At 61.1% G+C, this 24,677-nt stretch carries 24 protein-coding genes; 20 read left to right on the top strand and 4 right to left on the bottom strand.

Translation table 11 applies throughout. The features are described 5' to 3' along the window. Positions 1–13: 13 nt before the first annotated feature. Positions 14–3,280 (bottom strand): hypothetical protein, encoded by a 3,267-nt coding sequence (locus NQ050_RS03550; RefSeq protein WP_257037894.1) that lies wholly within the window; start codon positions 3,278–3,280, stop codon positions 14–16. Then, positions 3,280–3,582, bottom strand: a complete 303-nt coding sequence (locus NQ050_RS03545; protein ID WP_257037893.1) for a helix-turn-helix domain-containing protein — start codon at positions 3,580–3,582, stop codon at positions 3,280–3,282. The genes NQ050_RS03550 and NQ050_RS03545 overlap by 1 nt, the downstream gene beginning before the upstream one ends. A gap of 839 nt (positions 3,583–4,421) precedes the next feature. Here NQ050_RS03545 and eccCb point away from each other — a divergent pair. The 6 genes from eccCb (at position 4,422) to rpsI (ending at position 10,066) form a co-directional block, all read left to right on the top strand. Then, a complete protein-coding gene (gene eccCb / locus NQ050_RS03540) occupies positions 4,422–6,917 on the top strand; it encodes a type VII secretion protein EccCb (RefSeq protein ID WP_368734673.1) in 2,496 nt (831 codons plus the stop codon). Then, positions 6,914–7,864, top strand: coding sequence for a type VII secretion-associated protein (locus tag NQ050_RS03535; protein ID WP_257037892.1), 951 nt, complete (start codon positions 6,914–6,916; stop codon positions 7,862–7,864). The genes eccCb and NQ050_RS03535 overlap by 4 nt, the downstream gene beginning before the upstream one ends. 188 nt (positions 7,865–8,052) lie before the next feature. Then, positions 8,053–8,370 carry a WXG100 family type VII secretion target gene (locus NQ050_RS03530; RefSeq protein ID WP_257037891.1) on the top strand — a complete coding sequence of 106 codons (318 nt, stop codon included), beginning with the start codon at positions 8,053–8,055 and terminating at the stop codon, positions 8,368–8,370. A gap of 51 nt (positions 8,371–8,421) precedes the next feature. After that, positions 8,422–8,709 carry a WXG100 family type VII secretion target gene (locus NQ050_RS03525; protein WP_257037890.1) on the top strand — a complete coding sequence of 96 codons (288 nt, stop codon included), beginning with the start codon at positions 8,422–8,424 and terminating at the stop codon, positions 8,707–8,709. 380 nt (positions 8,710–9,089) lie between these two features. Then, positions 9,090–9,533 carry a 50S ribosomal protein L13 gene (rplM, locus tag NQ050_RS03520; protein WP_257037888.1) on the top strand — a complete coding sequence of 148 codons (444 nt, stop codon included), beginning with the start codon at positions 9,090–9,092 and terminating at the stop codon, positions 9,531–9,533. Further along, entirely contained in the window at positions 9,530–10,066 is a 537-nt protein-coding gene (gene rpsI, locus NQ050_RS03515) for a 30S ribosomal protein S9 (RefSeq protein WP_257037887.1), read from the top strand. The genes rplM and rpsI overlap by 4 nt, the downstream gene beginning before the upstream one ends. Positions 10,067–10,202: 136 nt before the next feature. Here the strand turns inward: rpsI and NQ050_RS03510 are convergent, their stop codons facing one another. Then, the gene (locus NQ050_RS03510) at positions 10,203–10,811 is read right to left on the bottom strand and encodes a TetR/AcrR family transcriptional regulator (protein ID WP_257037886.1); all 609 of its coding nucleotides are present in this window, start codon (positions 10,809–10,811) and stop codon (positions 10,203–10,205) included. A 232-nt stretch (positions 10,812–11,043) separates the two neighbouring features. On the opposite strand from NQ050_RS03510, the gene NQ050_RS03505 reads away from it, so the two are divergent. The 6 genes from NQ050_RS03505 to NQ050_RS03480 all read left to right on the top strand — a co-directional run bounded on the left by NQ050_RS03505 (position 11,044) and on the right by NQ050_RS03480 (position 16,515). Beyond that, positions 11,044–12,021 (top strand): DUF5692 family protein, encoded by a 978-nt coding sequence (locus tag NQ050_RS03505; protein WP_257037884.1) that lies wholly within the window; start codon positions 11,044–11,046, stop codon positions 12,019–12,021. A gap of 192 nt (positions 12,022–12,213) precedes the next feature. Then, positions 12,214–12,762, top strand: a complete 549-nt coding sequence (locus tag NQ050_RS03500; protein WP_257037883.1) for a DUF2975 domain-containing protein — start codon at positions 12,214–12,216, stop codon at positions 12,760–12,762. Continuing rightward, positions 12,755–12,967, top strand: a complete 213-nt coding sequence (locus tag NQ050_RS03495; protein ID WP_257037882.1) for a helix-turn-helix transcriptional regulator — start codon at positions 12,755–12,757, stop codon at positions 12,965–12,967. Before NQ050_RS03500 ends, NQ050_RS03495 begins: the two co-directional genes overlap by 8 nt. Before the next feature lie 85 nt (positions 12,968–13,052). After that, complete coding sequence (gene glmM / locus NQ050_RS03490; protein WP_257037881.1) at positions 13,053–14,396, top strand: phosphoglucosamine mutase; 1,344 nt, start codon at positions 13,053–13,055, stop codon at positions 14,394–14,396. Positions 14,397–14,590: 194 nt separating this feature from the next. After that, positions 14,591–14,890: a hypothetical protein gene (locus NQ050_RS03485; protein ID WP_257037880.1), complete on the top strand. Its 300-nt coding sequence runs from the start codon at positions 14,591–14,593 to the stop codon at positions 14,888–14,890. Further along, entirely contained in the window at positions 14,887–16,515 is a 1,629-nt protein-coding gene (locus NQ050_RS03480) for a hypothetical protein (protein ID WP_257037879.1), read from the top strand. The genes NQ050_RS03485 and NQ050_RS03480 overlap by 4 nt, the downstream gene beginning before the upstream one ends. Positions 16,516–16,701: 186 nt before the next feature. On the opposite strand, the gene NQ050_RS03475 is transcribed toward NQ050_RS03480, so the two are convergent. Next, complete coding sequence (locus NQ050_RS03475; RefSeq protein WP_257037878.1) at positions 16,702–17,532, bottom strand: dienelactone hydrolase family protein; 831 nt, start codon at positions 17,530–17,532, stop codon at positions 16,702–16,704. A gap of 148 nt (positions 17,533–17,680) precedes the next feature. Between NQ050_RS03475 and alr the strand changes: the two genes are divergently transcribed. The 8 genes from alr (at position 17,681) to NQ050_RS03435 (ending at position 24,627) form a co-directional block, all read left to right on the top strand. After that, the gene (alr, locus tag NQ050_RS03470) at positions 17,681–18,805 is read left to right on the top strand and encodes an alanine racemase (protein WP_257037877.1); all 1,125 of its coding nucleotides are present in this window, start codon (positions 17,681–17,683) and stop codon (positions 18,803–18,805) included. Beyond that, positions 18,798–19,292 (top strand): tRNA (adenosine(37)-N6)-threonylcarbamoyltransferase complex ATPase subunit type 1 TsaE, encoded by a 495-nt coding sequence (gene tsaE, locus NQ050_RS03465; RefSeq protein ID WP_257037876.1) that lies wholly within the window; start codon positions 18,798–18,800, stop codon positions 19,290–19,292. Before alr ends, tsaE begins: the two co-directional genes overlap by 8 nt. 231 nt (positions 19,293–19,523) lie before the next feature. Then, positions 19,524–21,131 (top strand): aspartate:alanine exchanger family transporter, encoded by a 1,608-nt coding sequence (locus tag NQ050_RS03460; protein WP_257037875.1) that lies wholly within the window; start codon positions 19,524–19,526, stop codon positions 21,129–21,131. Positions 21,132–21,304: 173 nt separating this feature from the next. Beyond that, positions 21,305–21,787, top strand: a complete 483-nt coding sequence (locus tag NQ050_RS03455) for a hypothetical protein (protein ID WP_257037874.1) — start codon at positions 21,305–21,307, stop codon at positions 21,785–21,787. 88 nt (positions 21,788–21,875) lie between these two features. Beyond that, positions 21,876–22,586 carry a tRNA (adenosine(37)-N6)-threonylcarbamoyltransferase complex dimerization subunit type 1 TsaB gene (gene tsaB / locus NQ050_RS03450; protein ID WP_257037872.1) on the top strand — a complete coding sequence of 237 codons (711 nt, stop codon included), beginning with the start codon at positions 21,876–21,878 and terminating at the stop codon, positions 22,584–22,586. Then, positions 22,586–23,068 carry a ribosomal protein S18-alanine N-acetyltransferase gene (gene rimI, locus NQ050_RS03445; protein ID WP_373456396.1) on the top strand — a complete coding sequence of 161 codons (483 nt, stop codon included), beginning with the start codon at positions 22,586–22,588 and terminating at the stop codon, positions 23,066–23,068. Before tsaB ends, rimI begins: the two co-directional genes overlap by 1 nt. Continuing rightward, positions 23,065–24,111, top strand: coding sequence for a tRNA (adenosine(37)-N6)-threonylcarbamoyltransferase complex transferase subunit TsaD (gene tsaD, locus NQ050_RS03440; RefSeq protein ID WP_257037871.1), 1,047 nt, complete (start codon positions 23,065–23,067; stop codon positions 24,109–24,111). Before rimI ends, tsaD begins: the two co-directional genes overlap by 4 nt. Before the next feature lie 99 nt (positions 24,112–24,210). After that, positions 24,211–24,627 carry a hypothetical protein gene (locus tag NQ050_RS03435; RefSeq protein ID WP_257037909.1) on the top strand — a complete coding sequence of 139 codons (417 nt, stop codon included), beginning with the start codon at positions 24,211–24,213 and terminating at the stop codon, positions 24,625–24,627. Positions 24,628–24,677 lie beyond the last annotated feature (50 nt).

The raw sequence follows: 24,677 nt of genomic DNA, 5'->3' as shown, positions 1-24,677 counted from the left end.
ACACCAAAAGGCGTCACTCCTGGTGTGGATACCTGTCACCAAAAGAGTTTGAAGCCAAGACCGCGTGAGCTAACATAATCCCATCATATTGACCACCCGATGTGTCTACTTTCCGGGGGTCGGCCCCCTCCTCAGCTAACAGTTCCTCAACGACCTGCGTGTCGATGCGCACGCCATGGGCGGCGACGGTGGCGATGCGTTGCATTTTCAGATGCTCGCGCTGCAGGTAGTCCGCGCCGACGGCATCCAGAGTCATTGGCAACAACTTCGCGTACACCGCCGCCGTCGCGCGCACGTCTTGGAGCGCGTACTTAACGTAGTCGGCGTTATCGACGGGAATCTTGTCAAAACCGCCGTACAGGGCAGCTAAGCGCTTGAGTACGGATTCACCTCCAGTGAGAAGTTTGCCTCCTACGTGCAGGCGCTGGGCGACTGCATTGAGGTTGTACTTCTTCCTCTTGCGTTCCTCGCCGGATGGTGGAGGGTCGGCCAGAAGCGCCAGCACGTAGGTGTCATGCACCTTTCCCGCCTCCACCAGGGCGTCGCTGTCCAATCCGTAGTACCGACGGAGGGCAGGTAGATCAAACTGCAGAATATTGTGCCCAACGATCCGATCAGCACGCGTGAGCAGTGGGATCAGCTCACCGTCAATGTCGGTGGTGGCAACAGGCTCGCCGCCGTTGATCGAGTAGGTCGCCAGCCGAATGTAGTCAGCGCTCTCGCTCATATGCAGGTCAGCGGCGTCACCCGTCTCCAGATCGAAAACCACGACAGTCTCGCCAGACTCAGCAGCCTCCACCGGCTCTGGGGTGACCGGTGCGTCTGGTTCGTCAGGACCACCGCCGGAGCTGCCATCGTCGCCAGGGTCGCTGTCGTCGGAGCCACCGCCGTCGACGACCTCCACGTAGTACGTGTTGGTGTTGTGCTTGACGGCGCCTTTACGAAGTACCAGCTCAAAACCCAAGTTCACATCCGCGAGCTTGGTCAGTGCCTTGCCCAACAGTCGAGATGACAAATCGTTCATCAAACCAACATCCGCAGGAAGGTACTGTTCACCGTCAGGCGCCGTTTTGAGTGATTTGTAGGCGTCATATGCCTTGAAGGTTGCTGTCCCGAACGTTTCGTGCAGCCACGCGATGAAGGACCTATTGGAGAGCACACCCGGGTCGTAGCTTCCACGGAATTCATCTACGCCGTCCATGATGTCTGCATAGCCTGCGTGGTAGAGCACGCCGCCGAGGACACGGTGCCACTTCGTGAACGTTGCGAAAGGCTTGTCCTCGTAGGAGGGAACCACCGGTTGACCAGCAGCAGCCCACGCGCTAACCAGTGTCATGAGAGCATGCACAGTAGCCCCACGCTGCAACCGCACATAATCCGGGAACTCCGCGTGTTTGAATTTTCGCTCATAAGCACGCACGGCTGGGTCGTTCCACTGGAAGAACACCATGCAGACACGGCGGATGGTGTCACCACCAACCACCACGTTGTTACCGGCCGCATAGAAGGTGGAAGCATTTGTGACAGTGATGTCACGCGACTCACCCAACTTTCGGTCAGAGATCGACTCACCTGTAAGAACTGCGTTGAGCGACGGGTCGTTGATGTACTCCAACTCGTCGAGGAAGATCATTGACTTACCAGCAAGGAGCTGGGCAAAAGTCGCTTTTCTCAGTTCTTCGGCACTGTTTGCAGGCAGCTTGACATCGATGGTCTTTCCCGTAGATAGGATCGAAAACACGTCGGCAGCCGTGCCCTTGCCTGTGCCGGGGCCTGTCGCCGTCAGGACAAACATCGGCGCCAAATCGATAGCTGACCTCACAAAAGGGGTCAGCGCTCCGGCCAACAGTCGGCTGAAATCAGCCTCATCGCGAACGGCAAATTCACCAAAAATGTCATGGAGCACCTCTTTGGCAGCAGCCAGATCACCCGCAGTCGGATTCTCAGGAACCTGCATCCCCTCGAACTCCGCCGGGAGGTGCAGCAAAAGCCCTGTTTCCTCGTGGTAACCCGAGTGCGCCAGCCAAGTCATGTCATCAAGCAACACAGGTACGTAGCGAATGCCGTTCAGTGGCGGTAGCCGCAGTGCAAGGCGACGCAGCACCACCTCAGCAAATTTCGTCGATAAGGCATCGATGCAGACGTCGCCGCCACCCAAGATATCGAAGAGCAAGACCTGCTCCAGCGTGGCGGAGATGAGGTCGTAGACGTCCAGCGGCTCGATGAACACCGAAGCTCCACGGTAGACAGCCTTCACGACGAGAGTGTCCTGCACGAAGAGTGTTTTGCCGCCCTGTGAAGAGACAAGGATGTCTACGATTTTCTCGACCAGCTCCTGCTTATCAACGGACTTGCCGATCTCCAGTGGCGTGCGGCCGGAGGCACGTGCTACCTGTTGAGCCTCACCCTTACGGGCTTCGCCCCACGCAGCACCGCTGGGGCGACGTTTCGCAGGCTTCTTCGTTGCCACCTTGACCAGGTTCTCGACGGCGCCCTGGCGCTTGTCTTCCGGCAAATGGGCCAGGTAGTCGTCCATACCCGTCGTGCCACCGCCAGGGACAGACACAAAGGCCACTTCTTTTGCGCCGACCTGGACGCAGTATTCGCCCAGCTCAGTGGCGCCATCGAACACATAAGGATTGGTCGCAGCGTCGGCATCAGGGATGATCACGACCTTGTGCCCGCTGAAACCGAAGAAGGCAGGGTTATAGGCGCCATTGTGCAGCGTCTTCCAGGTGTGGATGCCGGAGAAGCTGTACAGCGCCCATTCTTCGGGGAGAACGCTCTGAACCGCTAACGGCTGTTTCGTTCCCTCGACGATCAGGACTACGTCAGTGTCGTCGGTAACGGCGATGTGCTCCACGAGGCTAAGACACGGCGAAGCCGAGCCTTTGCCCGGGGAGATGTACTTCGGGGACCGACCGTTGTCACCAGGTGGGATGACCCCGGGCTGCGGCTTGACCTGCCAGGAGTCCCCAATGGATGCGACCTTCTTAGGGAATACCAGGACCGGGTAGATGCCAGAGCCGTGCTTGCCGAGGTACTGAGCATCCTCAGGCAGCTCGTCCTTTGTGCGGGCCGAATAGATACCGGCCGCCGCGATGACCTCGTCCGAGATGACAGACGCACGTAACTCAGCCAAGTGCTCGGGTGTCAGCGTTTCACCGAAATCCAACTCTTGACCAACACCAATAAGAGCACTATCCTGATCGGTGAAACTTGTTTTTGTTTGAGGCTCCTCGCTGTTGGTCGCAGCGGGGGCCTTTTCTTTTGTCTCCATCAGGCCACCGCCCCCACGGAAATGACTTCCGCAATACGGCGACGCTGCTCAGGAGTGAACTCCGGCGCCAGTGCGACAACAGTGTCCACAAACTCGCTGTAGAGGCTGGGTGTGACAACACGTGTGGTCTCAAGGAAAAGGTCGAGATCGGACTGGGAGACACGGTAAAAGCGGCCGATCTTGTGGGCTTGCAAGTTGCCCTGCGAGACGTATTTGCGCAGGTTAGCAACGGTACCGTAACCAAGATCGGAAAGTTCTTCGAGAGTGTACAGCTTTTCGGCTGCGACAGACGCGACAGACATGGCAAAACTCCAAGACAGGATTAACTGTCCGGGAGATGGTCTTGTCTTTCCGGCTGGTATCAGGCCATGGCTCGCCGCAGCGGCTCTTCGGACGGGTGCGACCCGTCGCCTGTCTCCTCATGTTCCTCAGGTGCCGCCTGAGGTTCTTCCACGTCTGTTATATCTCGTCGGGAGATTCACTGGCTAGGTGTGGAGGTGCTACCTCCAAGCACATCGGCTCTCCGGGGTTATCCCTGTGGAAGAGGCAGTAGCCACACCTACAACCACACTGTTGAATATCCTACCAACACTGTCACGACGCAACAAGACCCTAAGGCAAAGCAAGTGACAGGCGATCAAGGCAGGGGATCAAAACGCAGTAACCACCACCCAACCACCACATAAACCCCCCTCCTAAAAGACCTGCTCACGATATATTTCTGAGTAGAGGGGGGTTTAGGGGGTTGGGTGGCAACCCTATATACGTGAAAAAACACAAAAACAGGACGCAAGGACAAGGTAGGTAAAAGTGTTTTTTTCTGCTTATGTGTAGCCGAAAGTAACCACCCTAACCCCCCTCTTTGTAAAACCTGTCGTTGACCTGCGGTTATGGGGTGGGGGTTTGAAGGGGGGTTGGGTGGTGGTTGGGTCGATTCAACCCCCACTTTTCTCGGCCCCCACTACCGTTCTCGCACACCAGTTCGCCCATACTTTGCGATCCCGTTTCGAGACATGACGAAGCCCACAGGCGTTGGGGGGTCACGCCTGCGGGCTTCTGGCGCCAGGGGCTTATCAATAGGCTGGGGTGTACCCCGACGAGCCGACTCTGACGTTGTGGTCAGTGTCTCACAGCTCCTGTCATCTCGCAGTGCAACTACCCCCATAGTAGCCACAATCCTCATTCGTTTAAGAGTGAGCTGTTGCGCAGCCTGGTGGTGGTGATGGCCGCTACGCACAGCCCTGATGACCTCAATTTTGTGTTGGTGGATTTCAAGGGTGGAGCCACCTTTTTGGGGTTGGAGCACCTGCCGCACACATCGGCGGTGATCACCAACCTTTCAGAGGAGGCGGTGCTGGTGGAGCGTATGCATGACGCCCTCGCTGGAGAGATGCACCGCAGGCAGGAAGTGTTGCGCCAGGCGGGCAATTTTGCCAACGCCACCGAATATAACCAGGCGCGCTCACGCGGTGAGGATCTGGAGCCAATGCCGGCGCTGTTCGTAGTGGTAGACGAGTTCTCCGAGCTGCTTGGCCAGCACCCAGATTTTGCGGACCTTTTCGTGGCCATCGGCAGGCTTGGGCGCTCGCTGCACATCCACCTGCTGCTCGCTAGCCAGCGTTTGGAGGAAGGTAGGCTTCGCGGCTTGGAGGCGCACCTGAGTTATCGCATCGGGTTGAAAACATTTTCGGCGGCGGAATCGCGCCAGGTGCTGGGCATTCCCGACGCCTACCAGTTGCCTAGCAAGCCGGGTACTGGATTTTACAAAACGAGTGCTGAGGCGCCCGTGGGTTTCCGTGCCGCCTACGTTTCCGGACCGTTGATGTTGGAGGCGCACAACCCCCAAGGTGTTGGCAAAGTACGCCGTTTCGATGGCTGGGACAGTTACACCCTTGGCGGGACAAGCGCAGAGGTGGAGGCGGCCTCAGCGGAAGCCTCTGCGGAAATGGCCTCCCCAACCTCCCTTGTCCCGGACCCGCGTGGGGTGAGCATGCTCGGCGCTTTTGTGCAGGCAGCGGCTGAACTCGGGGAACAAATGGGCAGTGCCGCGCGCAAGATTTGGCTGCCGCCGCTACCCAAGGAGTTGCCCACCGCGCATGTGGTGCAGGGGTATCAGCGGGACCCGCAGGGTCTGCTGCGGGTCCCGCTGGGTATTTTGGATCGCCCGTTTGAACAGCGCCAAGACACCCTTGTTGCAGACCTGCGTGGCGCCGGCGGCCATGTGGTGGTCTGCGGCGGGCCGCAGACCGGCAAGTCTACGGTGTTGCGTGGGCTCATGTTGGGTGCTGCGGTGATGCACACGACTGCGCAGATGCGCATGTATGTCCTCGACCTCGCGGGCACCGCGCTGGCCTCTACCACCAGGTTGCCGCACGTTGCGGGTGTGGCGCACCGGGGCGAGGAGGAAAAAGTCCACCGCGTGATCGATGAGGTCATGGGTATCCTGCGGGCAGAGGACTCTGGTTCCGGCACCGGAACCGGCACTGGCACCGGCGGCAATGGGCAGCACACCTTGCTAGTGATCGACGGCTGGCACGCACTCGCCCAAGATTTTGAAGAACGCATGGATGATCTGGCAACCATCGCCGCGGATGGCCTCGCGGTGGGGGTGCATTTGGTGGTGAGCATGCCGCGTTGGAGTGCGATGCGTCCCACGGTCCGGGACCTCATGAACACCCGCTACGAACTCAAACTGGGTGAGGCTCTGGACTCACTGATTTGTAGGAAGACGCAGGAAAAGCTCCCCGCACTGCCGGGGCGCGGGATTACCACGGATAAGGAAATGGTGCTCTTCGGCTTGTGCTCCACCCAAGATGTGGTGCATGTGGCCCAAATGTGCGCGCAGCAACCCAGGGTGGAAGCACTCAAAATGTTGCCGCAGACGGTGGACTTGGCCTCGCTGCTTCGCGGGCAGAGCGCCGAGGCTGCAACACAGCAGATCACCTTGGGGATTGGTGGCCCGGACCTCGCGGCATTGGGTTGGGATTACCAGGCTACGGGCCACCTGGTGTGCGTCGGTGGGCAGGGCAGCGGCAAGTCCACACTCCTTGCTACCGTGCTCACCCAAGTGTGCAACCTTGGGAAAGAGCAGGCGCGCGTGGTGTTGGTGGATCACCGCCGCACCCACCTCGGGGCGTTTCCTCAAGAAATGCTCGCGGCGTACAGCGCCACCACGAGCGCAACGGAGGAGGCACTCGCGGCAGCAGCGGTGACATTGCGCGGGCGTTTGCCCAGCCCAGAGATCACCGCGCAGCAACTGAAGGAGCGAAGTTGGTGGCAAGGCCCAGAAATCTTCCTGGCAATCGATGACCTCGACCTCGTCCCCGAACACCTCCTTCACGAATTCGTGGAACTCATCCCGCACGCCCGCGACATTGGCCTGCACATCATCATCGCCCGCAAAATCGGCGGCGCCACCCGCGCCCTCTACCAGCCGTTTCTTCAGGCGCTGCGCGACCAATCGCCCACGGCAGTGGTCTTGTCCGGGGAGCGTGACGACGGGCCCATCTTTGGCGTCCGCCCAAGCGCCCAGGGGCCCGGTCGCGGCAGCCTGGCGGTGCGGGGCAAAGTGCTGGGCGCCATCCAAGTAGCGCGCCCCGAAGCCCACCCAACCCAAGTATTGGAGGTGGCACCATGAGCACGGCAAGCACTCAGCCCGCGCACCTTCTGGAGGGGGTCACCGTCACCGTGCTGGAAGCCGCAACGGTGGTGGAAGGGATCGACACCTTCTACCGCTACGACCTGCCCGGAACCGGCATCGTAGAAGGCTGGGCGGTGCAGGCCACGGTGGAACAAATTGAACAAGCCGCAGGCGAGGCCTGGCCCCACGTGGAAGTTGAACTGCTCGGCATGGAGCAAGCTGTTGCCGCGCTTGCAGTGGCACTCAAAGGCACAGGGGCAGTAGTGCCCGGCATCGCCGCTCCACCCAAACATGAACTCAACGAGCCGCCACCAGCGCCAACCCGGGCGAGCACCCCACCACGCAATGCCCAAGGCGCCGCTGCCTCTGGCTGGCGCGCCGGGCTGAAACCCGTGCACGGTGTCATCGCCTGCGTGCTCATCGGCGCCGCAGTGATCTCCTCGGTTGCCTTGCGCGGGATGAGCGCTCCAGCGGCTGAATCAGTGAGTACTGCCGCCGTGCCGACGTCGACAAGCGCCGCACCAATCACCGCTGCTCCCGCGCGCAGCCAGGCAGTGGTCTACGAGCGGGCTGCGTTACGAGTGGAGCTGCCAGGCGGCTATGAGCTCAGCGAACCTGAGCACCTGCCGGGCACCGTGATGGCCACCGGACCTGACCCCAACCTGCGCGTCTTGCTGCACGCAGACCTTACCGCCGGCGCCGGGGTGGATGAGGTGCTCGCCGAGGTCAAGCTGCTCATCGAACAAGACGAAACGCTGGAACTGCGCACCCCAGGGCACCCGCTGGTATACCTGGAACGCCCCGGCGATGGCAGCGAGGTGGAATGGCACATCCGGGTGGATGCCACACACATGTACTCGGTGGGCTGCCACAGCAAACAGGCCCCCACATTGCCACAAAAAGCAGCCTGCCGCATGGCCGCAAATAGCCTCCAAGCTCGGTAAATGATTGCCTAGAAATTTTTTCAATTTCCAGGGAACCGTTTGGGTGGCCAGACAGTCTAAGTAAGTGGGCCTTGAGCTCAACCGCAGCCCGCAGCCACACAACGTGGCACGGGGCGCCACCATCTCGGGGCGCTACACCAACTAGGGGGAAGCTGCGGGAAACCACAACATTTTCAGGGAGGGAACTCATGTCTGAGCAATTCAGGACAGAAGCCGATGTCATGGTGGCCACCGCTGGCCGCGTAGATGACACCAACGAACAAGTACAGGGCGAACTCAACCGCCTGCGCGGCGTGGTAGATGGCCTGCGCGGCTCCTGGGCGGGCTCCGCACAAACCAGCTTTGACGGCCTGATGGAGCGCTGGAACACCTCCGCGCACGACCTGCGCCAGGCACTCACCGCGATCTCTGACAACATCCGTAGCAACGCCACGAATTTCTCCAATGTGGAAGCGGAAAACGCCGACGCCTTCGCCCAAGTGGGTGGACAGGGCCTCGCACTCTAAACCACGGGCATTCACAACGCACTGAAAATACAGAAGGGGATTACTTCCATCATGTCCATGATCAAGTACGGCTTTGGCTCCATCGAAGCTGCGGCAACAGACATTCAAAGCACCTCCGGGCGTATCAACTCCCTCCTTGAAGGGCTCAAGGGTCAGATCCGCCCAATGGTGAACACCTGGGAAGGTGAGTCCGCAACCGCATACCAAGCTGCACAACAGCAGTGGGATAAGGCGGCAGCGGAACTCAACACCATCCTGGCCACCATCGCCCAGACCGTGCGCGCAGGCAATGACCGCATGAGCGACATCAATCGCCGCGCCGCAGCCTCCTGGGGCTAAACCCCAAGGAGGAGCACAGCAACCCATGCGAAAGATAAGGAGCGCCCTATAGCGAGAACGATTCCACTGCAGTAGTCACACCCATTACGAAACCCCACTTCAGCTCGGCGGAGCAACCCCATGAACGCACATGGGAAACCCAAGACAAGCCGTGGCAGGCGAGCTGCCGAAGCGAAGTGGGGTTTCCCATGCCCGAAGTTCGCATTGGTTGGAGCGAGTTTGCTTGGGGTGCGCTGAGTGCAGTATTATTGCACTTCTGTGTGTTCAAAGCGCCTCGGCGCAGCAGCACTGCGCGGGTCTCCACCGGCCGCCGCGCAGGATGAGCTTTTGTTCAACACCTTGGCTGGCAGTTCTAGACAGACTTGAGTAGGAGTCATTGCATGTCTACTTACCACCCGAAGAGCGGTGACATCACCCGTAAGTGGTACGTCATCGACGCTACCGACGTGGTGCTGGGTCGCCTTGCAACCCACGCAGCGGACCTGCTGCGCGGCAAGGGCAAGCCACTGTTCGCACCGAACGTTGATTGCGGCGATCACGTGATCATCATCAACGCTGACAAGGTTCACGTTTCCTCCAACAAGCGCGATCGCGAGATGCGCTACCGCCACTCCGGTTACCCGGGTGGTCTGAAGAGCATGACCCTTGGTCGCTCCCTTGAGATGCACCCAGAGCGCGTCATCGAGGAATCCATCCGCGGCATGATGCCACACAACCGTCTTTCCCGGGCTTCTGTGAAGAAGCTGCACGTGTTTGCCGGTTCCGAGCACCCATACGCTTCCCAGAAGCCAGAGACCTACGAGATCAAGGCGGTGGCCCAGTGACCGATCAGAACGTGACCGAGAACACCGAGGCTTACGAGGCAGACGCTGCAGAATTCGCTGCTGCAGCTACCGAAGAGTTCACCAACACCATCGGTGATTCTATTGCTGTTGAGTCCGAGGTTGAGGCTGCAGCCCCTGCATACCACGAGGGCCCAATCCAGACCGTTGGTCGCCGTAAGCGCGCTATCGTGCGCGTGCGCCTCGTTGAGGGCTCCGGCAACTTTGTGGTGAACGGCCGCACCCTGGAAGAGTACTTCCCGAACAAGCTGCACCAGCAGCTCATCAAGGCTCCTCTGGTGCTGATCGACCGCGACGGCCAGTTCGATATCCACGCCAACCTCGTTGGTGGTGGCCCAACCGGCCAGGCAGGTGCATTCCGCCTCGCAATCGCGCGTGCGCTGAACATCTACAACCCAGCAGATCGCCCAGCTTTGAAGAAGGCTGGCTTCCTGACCCGTGACGCTCGTGCAGTCGAGCGCAAGAAGGCAGGTCTGCACAAGGCACGTCGTGCCCCTCAGTACTCCAAGCGCTAAGCTGTACTGCCTCGAGCGCCGCTTCCACCGCACTGGTGGGGCGGCGCTTTTTGGTATGCACAGCGCCCACTGCGCCAGGGAAACAAACGAGAGGGCGGTGGAGATGGTGGCGTCGGAACGCGCTCTTCCATGAGGGCTAGGGTGCGGTGTGCCCGCGCGCCAGCATCCGCTGCACCGATTCACTCACATGCCCACGCATCACGAATTTGATGTTGCCTACGAGCTCGGTGGGGTCCTCGGTCATGCCTTGGGCGATCCAGTGGAGCAGGTGGCCCACCACGGCGAGGGTGTAGTGGTCGATGAGGAACTTGCGGTCCCTGGCGTTCAACGGTGCATCGCCTGCGATGTCCTGCACCACCGCGGCCATCATCTCACGCAAGGCATGGAAGAAGAACCGCTCGGTGCGCTCCAAGGAAAGCGTGTGGATTACCCCTGCTACCTGCTCGCGATGGCGCTGCATATAGGCGAGGAGCTGCTCAAAACCCTCCGCCCACTGTGCGTAGCTGGCGTGGCTGAGAATGTGGTCGGCGATCTCGGTTTCAAAGACCCAAATTGCGGCGTCAAAAACATCCTCAAAGTGGTAGTAGAACGCCTGGCGAGTCACCCCGGCCTGCTTGGCAACCTGCGTGACCGTCACCTGAGCAAGGTCATGGGTGGCCAGCAGCTCCTTGACCGCCTGGCCGAGGCGGACTTTCGCGGCGGGTACAGGTGGGGGATCAGGGTGAATGCTCGGGACTTTACACATTGCAAAAAGTGTCTATATACAGGGAAAACGGGTGGGGATAGGCTGAAGTTGTCCATGAGGGCAACGCCTCGCCAACGCGGTTGCGCACTCCAAAAGTTGAGGCAACGCCCCAATGATTTTGCTCGAAGGCTGAGGTCCTGAAGACCCTTGGCGCTGAGGCCCTGGAGGCCCTTGGTGCTGAGGTCCTACTGCCTAGCGTTCGGGCGTGTGGAAATTTGGAAGTGAGGAAACGATGTTTCTGTTTGCAACGATACCTTGGTATTCCTGGGTGGCGTGGTTTGTGGTCCTGGCCCTGCTGATCGGCCTGAACGAGGTGGGCCGGCGGTGGCGCCCTGCGGCGTGGGTGCTGTTTATTGCGCTGCCGATCGTGCTTACGATTTTCGTGTGGCCAACCACTGCGGGAGAGGGCTCGTCCACGGGCACCTGGTTCCACTGGGTGAAGGTGTACTCCGCGCTGGCGGGTGTGCTCGGTTTCATGGCCCTGCGTTACTACCCAAAGCTGCAGCGCAACAAGTGGGCGCTGGCCTTCCCACCGGCCATCCTGGCGCTGAACATCCTGGAGGCGTGTATCCGCGACTTCGAGGTGGGCGCGATGGGCGCCGACGGCATGGTGGACGGCGTCTACATGGTTTCCGGCTCGTGGAACTACATGAACGGCATCGCCGGGCTGATCAACCTGATCACTATCTGCGGTTGGACCGGAATTATCATTTCTCGCGACAAGTCCAAGGACATGGTGTGGCCGGACATGCTGTGGTTCTGGATCATTGCCTACGACCTGTGGAACTTTGCTTACGTCTACAACTGTGTTGGTGACCACGCCTTCTATGCCGGCGCCGCACTGCTGATTTCCTGCACCATTCCAGCATTCTTCATCAAGAAGGGCGCTTGGTTGCAGCACAGGGCCAGCACTTTGGCGCTGTGGATGATGTTCACCATGGCTGTGCCAGGGTTTGTCACCGACTCCCGCTTCGCGGTGGAAGCCTCCCACGACCCGGTGGCGCTGTTCACGGTTTCCTTCATCGCCCTGGTGTTCAACGTGGGCGTGCTGGTGTACCAGATTCGCGCGATCCTTGCGAAGAAGCTGAACCCATTGCGCGACGAACTCTACCGCGACCACCCCGCCTACCAGGAAGTGTATGCCGCGAACGTGGTTGTTCCAGAGTCTTTCGAGGCTCGCGAAACCCGCAAGCCAATGGCCATGAGCTAGCGCGAGCAGACGAAGCACCGCACTCACCAAGCAAGGTGGGGCGGTGCTTTTTGCCGACGCCGCCAAGGCCGAACGCGCAGCTCACCGCACGCGGGTTACGGCCCCTTGCGAAACATTATGCTAAACATTAATATCGTAAAACGTAAGTATCGTTTTTCATTATGTTTGATCTGGGTTGTGTGGAGGTTTGCAATGTTGGAACAGCAGCAAAATGGCGGGGCCAAAAGGTCCAGTGCCTGGGATGTCAACGCAATGGGGGTGCTCACCACCCTGTTTTTGGCAACGTATGTGATCAACGTGCTGGTGGATCAGACATTCCATACTGAATTGAGCCCTGCGGTGCCCGGTGGGCTGACGTTCGAGGCCACCCAAGGCGGACCTTTTGCATTCTTCCTGGCGGGTTTTCTGCTGAAAAGTGGAAGCCTTGCCGTGGCAATTGCAGCGATGTGGAAGCTGCTCAACGGGGTAAAGGCGGGCAAACTCTACAGTGAGCGCACCGCGCGCCAGGCAGCGATCGTAGCCTCGGCCTCCTTCGCCTGGATCTTTGGTGCAATGGTGGAAGGCATGGGCAACAATTTCATGGCGAATCGCCTGGGGATCGGTGACCAGTGGAGCGGCTCCATGCTCACCAATACTTCGGTGTTTGTGGTTGTCTTCTTGCTGATCTCGATCCTGTATGTGCTGCAGCAAGCAATTAAGGATGCCAGCGTGATGCAGCAGGAGGTGGACGGACTTGTCTGAAAGCCTCATCGAATGTCGCCTAGGGGAGCTCCTTGAGCAGCGGGAGATGACGCTCACCGAATTGTCAGACCGGGTGGGTGTTTCGGTTGTCAACCTTTCCAAGTTGAAAAACAATCACGCAAAAGCCGTCCGCTTTTCCACCCTGATTGCAATCTGTGACGTCCTTGAGTGCACCCCTGGGGACCTGCTCGTGCTCGCGCATTAAGCCGCGCTGCGAGGTGAGTGAGTGCCAGCCTTGGCCGCGTCGCTAAGCCAGGTGGTGGTGAATGCGGGTGATAGCATGAACAGTTATGACTCGACTCTTTGGCACCGATGGCGTGCGAGGCCTTGCGAACAAGAAACTCACTGCAACCATGGCACTTCGCCTGGGATCGGCTGCCGCAGAGGTGCTCGCCAAGGAGCATCGATCCACCAAGCGGCGCCCCGTAGCCGTGGTGGGCCGTGACCCCCGCGTGTCCGGGGAAATGCTTGCCGCCGCGCTTTCCGCTGGCATGGCTGGGCGAGGCGTAGACGTACTGCGAGTGGGGGTGCTGCCCACCCCAGCGGTGGCTTACCTCACCGACTTCTACGGCGCTGACCTGGGTGTTGTGATCTCGGCTTCCCATAACCCCATGCCAGATAACGGCATCAAGTTCTTCTCCAAGGGCGGCCACAAGCTGCCCGACCATGTGGAAGATGAGATTGAGGCCGCCATGGAAACTGTCCCGGAAGAAGGCCCCACCGGCCACGGGATTGGCCGAATCATTGAGGAAGCGCCAGACGCCAAGCAGGCCTACCTAGACCACCTCGCGCGCTCAATGCCGCGCAGCCTTGAGGGCATCAAGGTGGTGGTGGACTGTGCAAACGGTGCTGCCTCTGATGTTGCACCGGCCGCCTACGCCGCGGCAGGCGCCGAGGTGGTGGCGATCCACAACCGCCCCAACGCCTACAACATCAATGACAACGCCGGCTCCACCCACATCGGCCAGGTGCGCGACGCGGTCCTGGAACATGGCGCAGACATTGGACTGTCCCACGACGGCGACGCCGACCGCTGCCTCGCCGTAGATGCCCAAGGCAACGTGATTGACGGCGACCAAATCATGGCAATCCTCGCTCTGGCCATGAAGGAAAACGGCGAGCTGCGCAAATCCACCCTGGTAGCCACGGTAATGAGCAACCTGGGGCTGCGCTTGGCCATGGACCAGGCCGGCATCAAAATTGCCACCACCAACGTGGGGGACCGCTACGTCTTGGAGGAACTCAACAAGTTCGGTTACTCCCTTGGCGGCGAGCAGTCCGGGCACATCGTGTTGCCGGACTTTGCCACCACCGGTGACGGAACGCTGACGGGCCTCGCGTTGATGTCCCGAATGGCAGAGACGGGGCTTTCGTTGCAGTCGCTAGCGAGTGCTATGAAGGTGCTCCCGCAGGTGCTGATCAACGTGCCCGTATCCAACAAAGCTATTATTGAAACCCACCCGGAGGTGGTGGCCGCAATCGAGTTTGCGGAGCACGAGCTCGGGCAGGAAGGCCGCGTGCTGCTTCGCCCCTCCGGAACTGAGGAGCTTTTCCGCGTGATGGTGGAGGCAAAAGAACAGGAAACGGCGCGAAGGATCGCTGGTGCGCTCGCCGCGGTAGTTTCCAAGGTGTGACGCCGCAATGCTGCTGCAATGCGGCTAGTTTTCCGCCTGTTTGCCCCCACAAGCAGGCGGTTTTTCTATGACTTGTTACCTCTTGGGGAAAAACTTTGGTTCTCAGGGAACCAAGTTGTGGCTTGGGGGAGTCTAAGCAAGTGGATGTGTTGATGAAATAAGAGATCCATTTGAACCAAGGGGGGACAAGGCTCATGACCTTGCAACTAGACCCGCGCGCGGTGCCGGAGTTATTCGCAAAGCTGCGCGCTGAGCTTGAGGAACAACTTTCCAAGCATCAACGTGTGCTGCCAAATGTACCTGCGCAGGCCGCGGGCAAAGTGTTGATGCAGCACTCACGCCGGCTTGCTGAACTGTACGTTGAGCTCCACGCGCGGCAGGCGCGGCGGATGATTGATCTGGTGGAAAGCGCTGAGGCCGCGGTGCGAGACACAAATGCGCTTATCGGCACCGAGGGCGCAAACACTCGCGCAGTAGGGGGTGTGATGCAGTGAGCCTTTATCTCCGCGCCATCCAAATGTTGCTGAGCAGTTCCCGCGGGTTCTACACCGGTCCCGCAGTCTCTGCAGCAATGCTCATCAACGCCTTCAATTCCACTGAAGGACAGGACACCGGCTCGATCCGCAAAGGTGCACGGGTCGCCGCAGGCAGCAGTAATACCTCGACGGGCCGAGGACTGGTGTCCAACCTCAGTGACATCGCCCAAGGCATGCTCTACCAGGCAATCGGATCTTGGTTAGCCAGGCAGTTTGAGAGTTGGGACCTATCCATCTTCGGTGCCGAAGATGCGGCCGACGAGACCGACTCCGCCATGGACGCAATCGACTCCCTCGACGAGCAAACCCGCCAAAGCATCGAGCAACTCCTGCAACAGCTCAACGCCGCAATTGCACAGATCAGTGTGCTGTTGCAGGTAATCAACCCGCTGCTCAACCCCGCCGGTTTCATGGCCTGCGTGCAAGCCGGTTCCCAGCTCATCGACCACGCCGGCAACAGCATTCTGGACCTCTGCAAACAACGCGATACCCTCATGGACCAATGCTTCAGCCAGTTGGTGCAGCGCTGTGAGGCCGAGTGCAGCAAACCCGAGCCGGAGAAACCCAAAGCGCCTGGCTGTACGCCAACCGCGGAAGCCCCCACCACTCCCGCCAAGGCCGCCCCAACCTGCGATGCCCCCGCCGGAATGGGAACTGGAGGCGGTGGCAGCAGCGGCGGCGGTGGCGGTGGGTCAGGTGCCCCGCAGGCACCACCATCAAGCGCATTGCCGACGAGCCCAGCGCAGACAGCGCCACCGAACAACTCGGCCCCGCCGAGCACCCAGAGCACGCAGACTCCGCCGCCCACCGGATCGAGCACTGGACCGGGCACTGGACCGGGTGCTGCGCAGTGTCCTCCGCTGCCAGGGAAACCGGGGAAACCGGGAGCGGGTGATAAGCAGCCTACGGAGCCGTCGAAGGTGGCGCCGCCACCAGCACCAACTCCAGAGCAGGAGCCGAAGGAGCAGCCCAAAGAGCAGCCGAAGCCAACACCAACAACTCCAGCGAGCACGCAGTGTCCACCGGACCCGGACCCGGATCCGGACCCGGATCCGGCTCCAAGCCCAACCCCGGACCCGGGTCCGGCTCCGGAGACGGGAACCGAAACCGATACCGATACTGATACTGAGAAGTGTGAGCCTCCCGTTGCAGAAGAGGCTGAGTGCCAGCCGGAGGAGAATGTAGGCTCGACGGTGTTCCAAGGGGTCCTCGGACTCGTGGGATTCGGCATCCTCGCAGTAGGCATTGGGTGTTTGGTGAACTTCATCCAGGAGCAGGTGGAGAACTGGTGGGAGCAAGTCCAACCACCGCCACCACCTCCACCACCTCCGCCAGCTCCACCGGCTCCACCGGCGCCGGAACCCGTGAAACCAGCAGGATATGAGCCGCCGCCGATTCCTGAGAAGATGGCTGCCAAGGTTGCTGCCATGCAAGCAGCCACCGCCCCAGCACCAGCATCTTCCCCAGCTCCAGCACCCCCTCCACCGCCTCCTCCTTCGCAACCTGGGGGCGTCGGAAGTTCTTTTGGGAGCTCCGGTAGTAGCTCAGGTGGGATTCAGATTCAGAAAGCAGGTGCATGGTGAGCAGCGACTACCAGCAGTTTGTCGAGCAATTTAAAGCCCGGGCCGAGCAGCACATCCAAGCCTTTGAAGAGCAGGCGCGTAAGGCACAGAAAGTTACAGAGGAGGCCTCAAAAGCCGCGGACACGCAAACACCCCGCACGGCTGGGAAGGTTCCCAAGGGGCGCGTGCGGGGTGTGTTGAAGCCTTCTACATCTTGGTGATGTTGGCGCGCTCGGCTAGTTTCTCGCCCCAGTAGGAAGTGATCTTCTTTCCTTCGGCCTCCGGGTCGGAGAAGGCGGAGTACTTCTTTTCGGTGGCGAGCTCGGAAAGCAGGAAGCCGGTGGTGAGCCCGCGGACCTGTTCGCGCAGGCCAGGGTTCACGCGGCCGGTGCCGGTGAGCAGCTTAAACAGTGAGTCCTCGGTGACTACGCTGTGGGTGGCTTTGTCGATTTCGCGGTACACCACGTCGCCCTTCCACTGTGCGGCCAGCAGGGGAGCATTTCCGTAATCGAACACCGGCAGTTCGCCGGCGCCGAGCACCATGCCGGTGGCCTCCACGTTGGTGGCGGCATCTGTCGCGGAGGGGCTCACCTGGGAGGGGTACAGCGCCGCTATGGCTTGGATGTTTTCGCGCCCAGCAGCGGCCAACACTGCCGCTCCGGCGCCCAGGCCGTGGCCCACAATACCGATCCTGCCTGGTGAAACGGTGATATTTCCGGTGCCGAGTTTCACGCCGGTGAGGATCTGGATGCATGACTCAATGTCTGCGGCCAAATCCAGGGCATTCGGATTGATCCCGCGCTCAGTGTCTGGCGCGGCAACGGCAAAGCCCCAGCTTGCGAGGTGCTTCATGAAGCCGTGGTACTTTTCAATGCCTTTCATCCAGTCATGCGCAAACACCACACCGGGGATGGCGTTGCCCTCAGAGGGTGCGTACACCTTGCCGGGCAGGCCAGCGTAGGCGAGGTCACCGGTCAGCACGCGGTGAGGGCCGCGCTTGGACAGCTTTGGAAGATGCTTGGAAAGTTTTTCAGCCACGCATTCCAGAATAGAGCAACAAGTGCGCGCCGGGAGCATTTGCCCGAGCGTGACCCCAGTTTCGCTACCCGACGCACCCAAGGCCGCACCCCGCACCGCGCACGCGGGTGCGTCACGGCGGCAGCGGCGCGTGGCAGAATAAGGGATCATGAATCTGCTTGAGGCCCGCATCGACCTATCCGCGATCGCCCACAACACCCGCCTGCTGGCGGAATATGTGGCACCGGCAAAGCTCATGTGCGTGGTCAAGGCAGACGCCTACAACCACGGAGCTCCCGAGGTAGCCAAAGTGATGGCCCAACATGGCGCCCATGCGTTCGGCGTGGCCACCCTGGACGAGGCCCTCGCTCTGCGCGAGGCCGGGATCACTCAGGAGATACTGGCCTGGATTTGGGCACCTGAACAGGACGTGCGCGCGGCCTTGGAACACCGCATTGACCTTGCGGTTATCAGCCCACGGCACGCGCAGGCCCTCATTTCCCTGGGCATCCCGGCGCGGGTGTATATCAAGGTGGACACTGGTATGCACCGCTCGGGGGTGCACCTCGATGACCTCCATGAAGTGTTCGTCCTGCTGCGCGAGCACCCACAGATTGAGGTGCTCGGTGTGATGAGCCACCTTGCTTGCGCGGATGAGCCCAACAACCCTATGAACGCCCGCCAGAAAGACCTCTTCAGCCAAGCCATTGCAATGGGTCGCGAGCTGGGCTTTGCGCTGCCCACCAACCACCTGGCCAATAGCCCCGGCGTTTTTCTTGGCCAAGAGTTCCACTACAACATGGTGCGCCCGGGCGTGGCACTCTACGGCATGGAACCAATCCCGGGCACCACACACGGGCTGCGCCCTGCGATGCAGTGGGTGGCCAGGGTGACGGTGCTCAAGCACGTTGCTGCAGGGGAGCCGGTGAGTTACGGCGGTACATGGCACGCGCCTACCGACGGCGTGCTGGCCGTCATCCCCGCGGGCTATGCCGACGGCGTGCCGCGTGCCGCGCAGGGCCGCCTCGACGTCACCATCGGTGGGCACGCCTACCCGCAGGTGGGCCGCGTGTGCATGGACCAGGTGATCGTGGATTTGGGCGATAACCCCCATGGCGTTTCCCAAGGGGATGAGGCAATCATCTTTGGCCCAGGTGGCGTGAGTGCGGAGGAGCTCGCGGGGCGGTTGTCCACGATTCACTATGAGGTCATTTGCCGCCCAACCGGGCGCACCCACCGGGTCTACACAACTGATCTCAACACCGGAGCTGATGAGGGAGAGCGCAATGAGTAACGTCGATTTTTCTTTGCCTGGCGAGCGCCGCTGCGAAACACCTGAGCAGACGCAGCAGTTGGCACAGGAGCTCGGCGCGTACCTCAAGGCGGGCGACGTCGTGATTCTGGATGGGCCTTTGGGTGCGGGCAAGACCACCTTTACTCAGGGGCTGGCGCAGGGGATGCAGGTGAAGGGGCGAGTGACCTCGCCTACGTTCGTGATCGCTCGTGAGCACCGCTCGAAAATTGGTGGTCCTTCGCTGGTGCATGTGGATGCGTACCGCTTGTTCGGTGAGGGCGAGCAGACGGAAGTGGATGCGGTGGGCGCGCTGGACTCTTTGGATCTGGATACGGAGCTGGAGGACGCCGTGGTGGTTGCCGAGTGGGGTGGTGGGCTCGTGGAGCGAATCGCCGCGCGCTACCTCGAAATCACCATCGACCGCACCACCGCCAACTTGGAGAACCCGGAGTCGGAGGCGCGCATTATTTCTTGGCGCTGGGTGTAGGCGCACCCGCGCACCCCTAACTACCCGAGCACCCTAACTACCCGCGCGCCGCACCTACCCGCTGCCCCTCAGGTCTCATGAGGGGTGAGAAGTGTCGCATTGCAGCACGCTTTTTGCAGTTCTGTTTGCGCCTGAACCAACGCAAGAGCACAATCAAACACAGATATTCGGAACTAAATCAACACTCCGAACCGCTCAAGCTCCACCACTACATCTGTGAAGGTGCACTTCGTGCTCGATTTCCTTTCAACGCAACCACTGCTCACGCTCATCCTGGTCCTCGCGGTGGGCCTCGCCTTGGGCAAACTCAAGATTTTCGGAATCTCCCTGGGGGCCGCAGCCGTGCTGTTTGTGGCGCTCGGACTGTCCACGCTGAACCCAGACATTGCGCTGCCGCCGCTAATTTTCCAGCTCGGTCTGGCAATGTTCGTCTACGCCATCGGCCTGAGCGCGGGCGCGGACTTCTTTGCGGAGTTCCGCCACCGCGGTTGGAAGCTCTCGGTGTTCATGGTGATGTTGCTGATCGCTGTGACCGCGGCCTGCTACTTCGCCGTGCGTGCCTTTGGCCTGGACCCCAGCGTCGGTTCGGGCATGTATGCCGGCGTGCTCACGTCAACGCCGGGTATGGCGGCGATGGTCGCGGTGATGGAGGAAATTGCCCCGGACCTCGCCTCGAACCCCGTCGTCGGCTATTCGCTGGCGTACCCTGGTGCGGTGCTCGGCGCGATCCTCGTGGCGGCGCTGGGCGCGAAGTTCCTGAAGGTGGACCACATCGCAGACGCCACGAAGGAGGGCCTGATCGCGGACCCTCTGGAGTGGGGTGGCGTGCGCATCGGCCCTGGTATTCGCGGTGTGATTGCGGATTTGCCGCGCCTTTCGGGGGCGGACATCATTGCCACTCGCGTGGTGCATAGCGCGCACGATCATTCTCTGGCTCGCCCCATCGACCAGCTTCATGAGGGGCAGGTGTTGGTGATCAATGGAACGCCGCAGGCGCTGGAGCAGGCCGTTGCGGCGCTCGGGGAGCCGGTGGACGTGAGCATCGAGGGCACGGACCTGGAGTTCCGCCGCTTCACCATCTCAAACAAGCAGGTCGCCGGCAGGCGCATCGACGAACTCAACACCGTTGACCACGGTTTCATCATCGCGCGTTTGCGCCGCGGCGACCAAGACGTGGTCCCCGAGCCCGACGACGTCCTCCAACTCTCCGACCGCGTGCGCGTGATCGCGGCGCCGAATCGCATGGCGGAGGTGCGGCGGTTCTTGGGCGACTCGGAAAGATCGCTTGCCGACGTTGACCTGTTTCCTTTCACCCTCGGTTTGCTCGTGGGTCTCGCACTGGGGCTCATCCCGATCCCGCTTCCGGGTGGCAACGTCATGTCCTTGGGCTTCGGTGGCGGCCCGATCGTTGCGGGTTTGATTTTCGGCGCGCTGTCACGTTCCGGCCGCATCCAGTGGCAGTTGCCTTACCATGCGAATCGCACCATTTCCACGTTCGGTTTGGCGATTTTCCTCGCTGGCGTGGGAACCTCAGCCGGCGCGGGCTTCCGCAAGGCGCTTTCTGACCCGAGCTCGCTCACCATCATCGGCGTGGGCTTTGTGCTCACCGTGGTGGCAATGATCATTTGTGGTGTGGTTGGCATGAAGGTGTTCAAGCTCACCTGGGACGAATCCATGGGCGTTGCCGCCGGCTCCACCACCAACCCGGCAATCATTTCCTACCTCAACGGCCAAACCGGCACGGACCTGGCCACCCGCGGCTACGCAACGGTGTACCCAACAGCGATGATTGGCAAGATCATCACGAGCCAGGTGCTGGTGCTCCTCCTCATGGGTTAAACAATCGCAGGGCATTGGGCGGCAATGCTCAGGAACTTTCCAGTGTTCTACTTGGGTTTTGCACAGTTTCCGTGTTTATATGCTCCAAGTAGGTTGGCGCGCACAACGAAGGAAAGACAGCCTGACAAGCAAGCGCGCCGCAACGTCACCACAACTTTCAAGGACCTCACCTCATGGAACAGCTCTCCACTCGCGCAAAACAGTTGCTCATTCTCTGCATCGTTGCTGTGGCCGGCCTGATGGCGATCATCTTGGCGGCTTCTGCAGTGTCGCAGTCCTCTCTCAGCCAGCAGGACAAGCTGGACCAGACGTTGAGTTCGTTTAACGCCCAGGGTCTGACTGCCTCCGCGGTGTCTTTGACGGACATGTACGGCAGCGAATACGTTGCCGGCGCCGTGCTCTGCCCAGGGCTGAACTCCCAGTCCGTGGCCAGCATGTACGGCGTGGAGGAAAGCCAGTTGAACTTCACCGGTGAGATCGCTGAGGATGAAAACTACATCCTGCTCGCCGCCGAAGACGGCACCGCCACCACCCGCCACTTCGAGCGCACCCAGTTGGACATGTGTTCCTCCGGCAACGCCGGGCAGCCATTCAACGCATCCGGCCTGCTGCCCGTGGTGCGCACGGAGCAAGGTGGCTGGGTGTTGATGAGCTAACGCCTCACCCCGCCACCACACGCGCCCCCTTTCTTGGATTTGTCCATGAGGGGGCGAACGCGTGCGCGGGGGACTATTGTTTCTAAGAATGCGAGTGCTTGCGATTGATACTTCAACGCCGGACATGGTGGTCGGCGTTGTTGATACCCCCACGGTTCCCACCTCCCGCCAGCAGATCACCACGTTGGCGCAGGAGATTTTGGAGGATTCCCGCCAGCATAACGAGCTGCTCATTCCCACCACGCAGGAGGTGTTGGCGCAGGCGCAGCTCACGTTCGCGGACCTTCAGGCGATCGTGGTGGGCTGTGGCCCCGGGCCGTTCACCGGACTTCGCGTGGGCATGGCCACCGCAGCGGCACTCGGCGACGCACTCGGCATCCCCGTCTACGGTGTCCACTCCCATGACGCCATCGCAACATTCATTGCCGACGCGCCCACGGCCCTCGTCATCACCGACGCCAGGCGCCGCGAGGTCTATTACTCGGCGTACAAGGAAGGCACGAGGGTAGCGGGGCCGGAGGTGTGTTCCCCAGCATCCCTGGACTTGGCGGCGGACCTGGGGGACACTGCGGGCGCTGTGGGCGTCGTCAGTGCTCCGCAGGCGTTGTTTGAGCAGCTCCCGCAGCACTACCAAACCACTCGCGTGCTGCATCGCCCCGAGGCTGCGGCGCTGGTTGCCGTGGCGGATCTTGAGGCGCCAGCGCAGCCGTTGGTGCCGTTGTACTTGCGTCGGCCGGATGCGAAGGAGCCCGCGGCGAAGCCACGTTCGGCGGCGATTCCTGAGGTGGACCTGGGCTAGTGGATTTGCAGCGTATTGCTTTGACCCCGGCGCACATCCCGCGGCTCGTAGAGCTGGAAGCGGAGCTGTTTCCGGAGGATAGCCCGTGGCGGGAGCAGGATTTCGCGGCGGAGATCGCCCAGCCGCACACGGTGTATGTGGGCGTGACCGCAGGCGAGTTGCTCGTGGGCTACGGCGGCCTGGCCATCATGGGGCCCAAGGATGCCCCGGAGTGCGAGGTGCATACAATTGGTGTGGACCCAGCGTTTCAGCGGCGCGGGGTGGCGCGGATGATAATGGACAACTTCATCCACGTGGCCAACACCCTGGGCGCACCGATTTTCCTGGAGGTCCGCACGGACAACGAGCCCGCCAAGGCCCTCTACCGCGCCTACAACTTTGCCGAGGTAGGCGTGCGCAAACGCTACTACCAGCCCTCCGGCGCCGACGCCCTAGTGATGCTGCGCCAGCCAGACCCGAAGGAGAAAGGACCAACCCCATGATTGTGCTTGGCATTGAATCCTCCTGCGACGAAACCGGCGTAGGCATCATCGAACTCGGCGCAGACGGCTCCATGACCATCCTGGCCAACGCGGTGGCTAGCTCCATGGAGCAGCATGCGCGCTTCGGCGGGGTGGTTCCCGAGATCGCCTCCCGGGCACATTTGGAGGCAATCGTCCCGGTGATGCGGCAGGCGCTTGCAGAGGCGGGGATTGCGCGCCCCGACGCCGTGGCCGCCACCATCGGCCCAGGTCTCGCCGGTGCGCTGCTGGTGGGTGCCTCCGCGGCCAAGGCGTATGCCGCCGCGTGGGGCGTGCCCTTCTACGGTGTGAATCACCTGGGTGGGCACGTTGCCGTTGCCAACCTGGAGGGCGAGGAGCTGCCGCACGCCATCGCGCTGCTGGTCTCCGGCGGACACACCCAAATCCTGGAGGTGGATGCCGTTGGCAAACCCATGCGGGAGCTAGGCAGCACGCTTGACGACGCAGCCGGCGAAGCATATGACAAGGTTGCACGGCTGCTCGGGCTGGGCTACCCAGGCGGACCCGTGATTGACAAACTGGCGCAGCGCGGCAACCGCAACGCCATTGCCTTTCCGCGCGGCTTGAACAAAGCCGAGGACCTGCGCGGCCCCCACCGCTTTGACTTCTCCTTCTCCGGGCTGAAAACCGCCGTGGCCCGCCACGTGGAAGCCGCCGAGCGCGCCGGGGAGACCATTAGCGTGGAAGACGTGTGCGCTTCCTTCCAGGAAGCAGTGTGTGATGTCCTTACCAAGAAAGCCATCATGGCCTGCCAAGACACCGGCGCAAAAGTTTTGCTTTTGGGTGGCGGCGTGGCGGCCAATGCGCGCCTACGCGAGCTCGCCGCGGACCGCGCCCGCTCAGCCGGCGTGGAACTGCGCGTGCCCAGCTTTTCCCTGTGCACAGATAACGGCGTGATGATCGCCGCCCTTGCCGGCCAACTTATCGCAGAGGGCGCGCAGCCTTCGCCGCTGTCCGTGGGCACGGACACCTCCCTGGAAGTGGAAACGCCGATCGTGAGCTAAATCAGTTCACGCAAAGTTCGCCTCGGGGTAGTCAAAATGTAGGAATTGCTCCATACATTTGCGCGGGAATGTCTCTTGCCTAAAGAAAGTGAAATCCCCGTGCTCACCGGCTTGCTTGTGAACCCTGACCTCACCCACCGCGTTATTGAATTCGACCTGGAACACGCCAACCAGTTCCTGGGCGGCACCGTGGAAGATCGCGTTGCCGTTGCTTTCCAGGAGGACGGCTCCACCTACGCTGCACTGTTCAACCCCGGTGCGAAAGCTGAGGGCGCGGCACCAAACCCCGTAGCCTCTCTGGCGCGCAACACTGCGGCGACCCAGAACCCCGCATTTCTCCAGGACCCGATGAATGCGATTTGTGGCTCGGTGATCTTCGTGGAGTCCGAGGGCAACGAGGTCTCCGATGGGATCGTCCAGGCGGTGAAGGATTCCATCCGTGCGGTGGAGAACTACCTGGAGGACTTCCCGGAGGAGTACGCGCTGTGGCGCGCCGCGGTGCGCAACTCCGCCTAGCTGCCTTGCTTTGTACGACGGCGGGGCGCGTCGAAAATTGTGCGAGCCTG

This window comes from Corynebacterium sp. 122RC1 (assembly GCF_024580955.1).
Classification (GTDB): Bacteria; Actinomycetota; Actinomycetes; order Mycobacteriales; family Mycobacteriaceae; genus Corynebacterium; species Corynebacterium kozikiae.
The sequence above is the reverse complement of the archived record's forward strand: the minus strand, read 5'-3'. Positions and strand labels throughout refer to the sequence as shown.

What these genes read in the sequence shown, in the direction of transcription:
- NQ050_RS03550 (WP_257037894.1), bottom strand. Translation starts at nt 3,280, where the DNA reads ATGGAGACAAAAGAAAAGGCCCCCGCTGCGACCAACAGCGAGGAGCCT.
- NQ050_RS03545 (WP_257037893.1), bottom strand. Translation starts at nt 3,582, where the DNA reads ATGTCTGTCGCGTCTGTCGCAGCCGAAAAGCTGTACACTCTCGAAGAA.
- NQ050_RS03535 (WP_257037892.1), top strand. Translation starts at nt 6,914, where the DNA reads ATGAGCACGGCAAGCACTCAGCCCGCGCACCTTCTGGAGGGGGTCACC.
- NQ050_RS03530 (WP_257037891.1), top strand. Translation starts at nt 8,053, where the DNA reads ATGTCTGAGCAATTCAGGACAGAAGCCGATGTCATGGTGGCCACCGCT.
- NQ050_RS03525 (WP_257037890.1), top strand. Translation starts at nt 8,422, where the DNA reads ATGTCCATGATCAAGTACGGCTTTGGCTCCATCGAAGCTGCGGCAACA.
- rplM (WP_257037888.1), top strand. Translation starts at nt 9,090, where the DNA reads ATGTCTACTTACCACCCGAAGAGCGGTGACATCACCCGTAAGTGGTAC.
- NQ050_RS03510 (WP_257037886.1), bottom strand. Translation starts at nt 10,811, where the DNA reads ATGTGTAAAGTCCCGAGCATTCACCCTGATCCCCCACCTGTACCCGCC.
- NQ050_RS03505 (WP_257037884.1), top strand. Translation starts at nt 11,044, where the DNA reads ATGTTTCTGTTTGCAACGATACCTTGGTATTCCTGGGTGGCGTGGTTT.
- NQ050_RS03500 (WP_257037883.1), top strand. Translation starts at nt 12,214, where the DNA reads ATGTTGGAACAGCAGCAAAATGGCGGGGCCAAAAGGTCCAGTGCCTGG.
- glmM (WP_257037881.1), top strand. Translation starts at nt 13,053, where the DNA reads ATGACTCGACTCTTTGGCACCGATGGCGTGCGAGGCCTTGCGAACAAG.
- NQ050_RS03485 (WP_257037880.1), top strand. Translation starts at nt 14,591, where the DNA reads ATGACCTTGCAACTAGACCCGCGCGCGGTGCCGGAGTTATTCGCAAAG.
- alr (WP_257037877.1), top strand. Translation starts at nt 17,681, where the DNA reads ATGAATCTGCTTGAGGCCCGCATCGACCTATCCGCGATCGCCCACAAC.
- tsaE (WP_257037876.1), top strand. Translation starts at nt 18,798, where the DNA reads ATGAGTAACGTCGATTTTTCTTTGCCTGGCGAGCGCCGCTGCGAAACA.
- NQ050_RS03455 (WP_257037874.1), top strand. Translation starts at nt 21,305, where the DNA reads ATGGAACAGCTCTCCACTCGCGCAAAACAGTTGCTCATTCTCTGCATC.
- tsaB (WP_257037872.1), top strand. Translation starts at nt 21,876, where the DNA reads ATGCGAGTGCTTGCGATTGATACTTCAACGCCGGACATGGTGGTCGGC.
- tsaD (WP_257037871.1), top strand. Translation starts at nt 23,065, where the DNA reads ATGATTGTGCTTGGCATTGAATCCTCCTGCGACGAAACCGGCGTAGGC.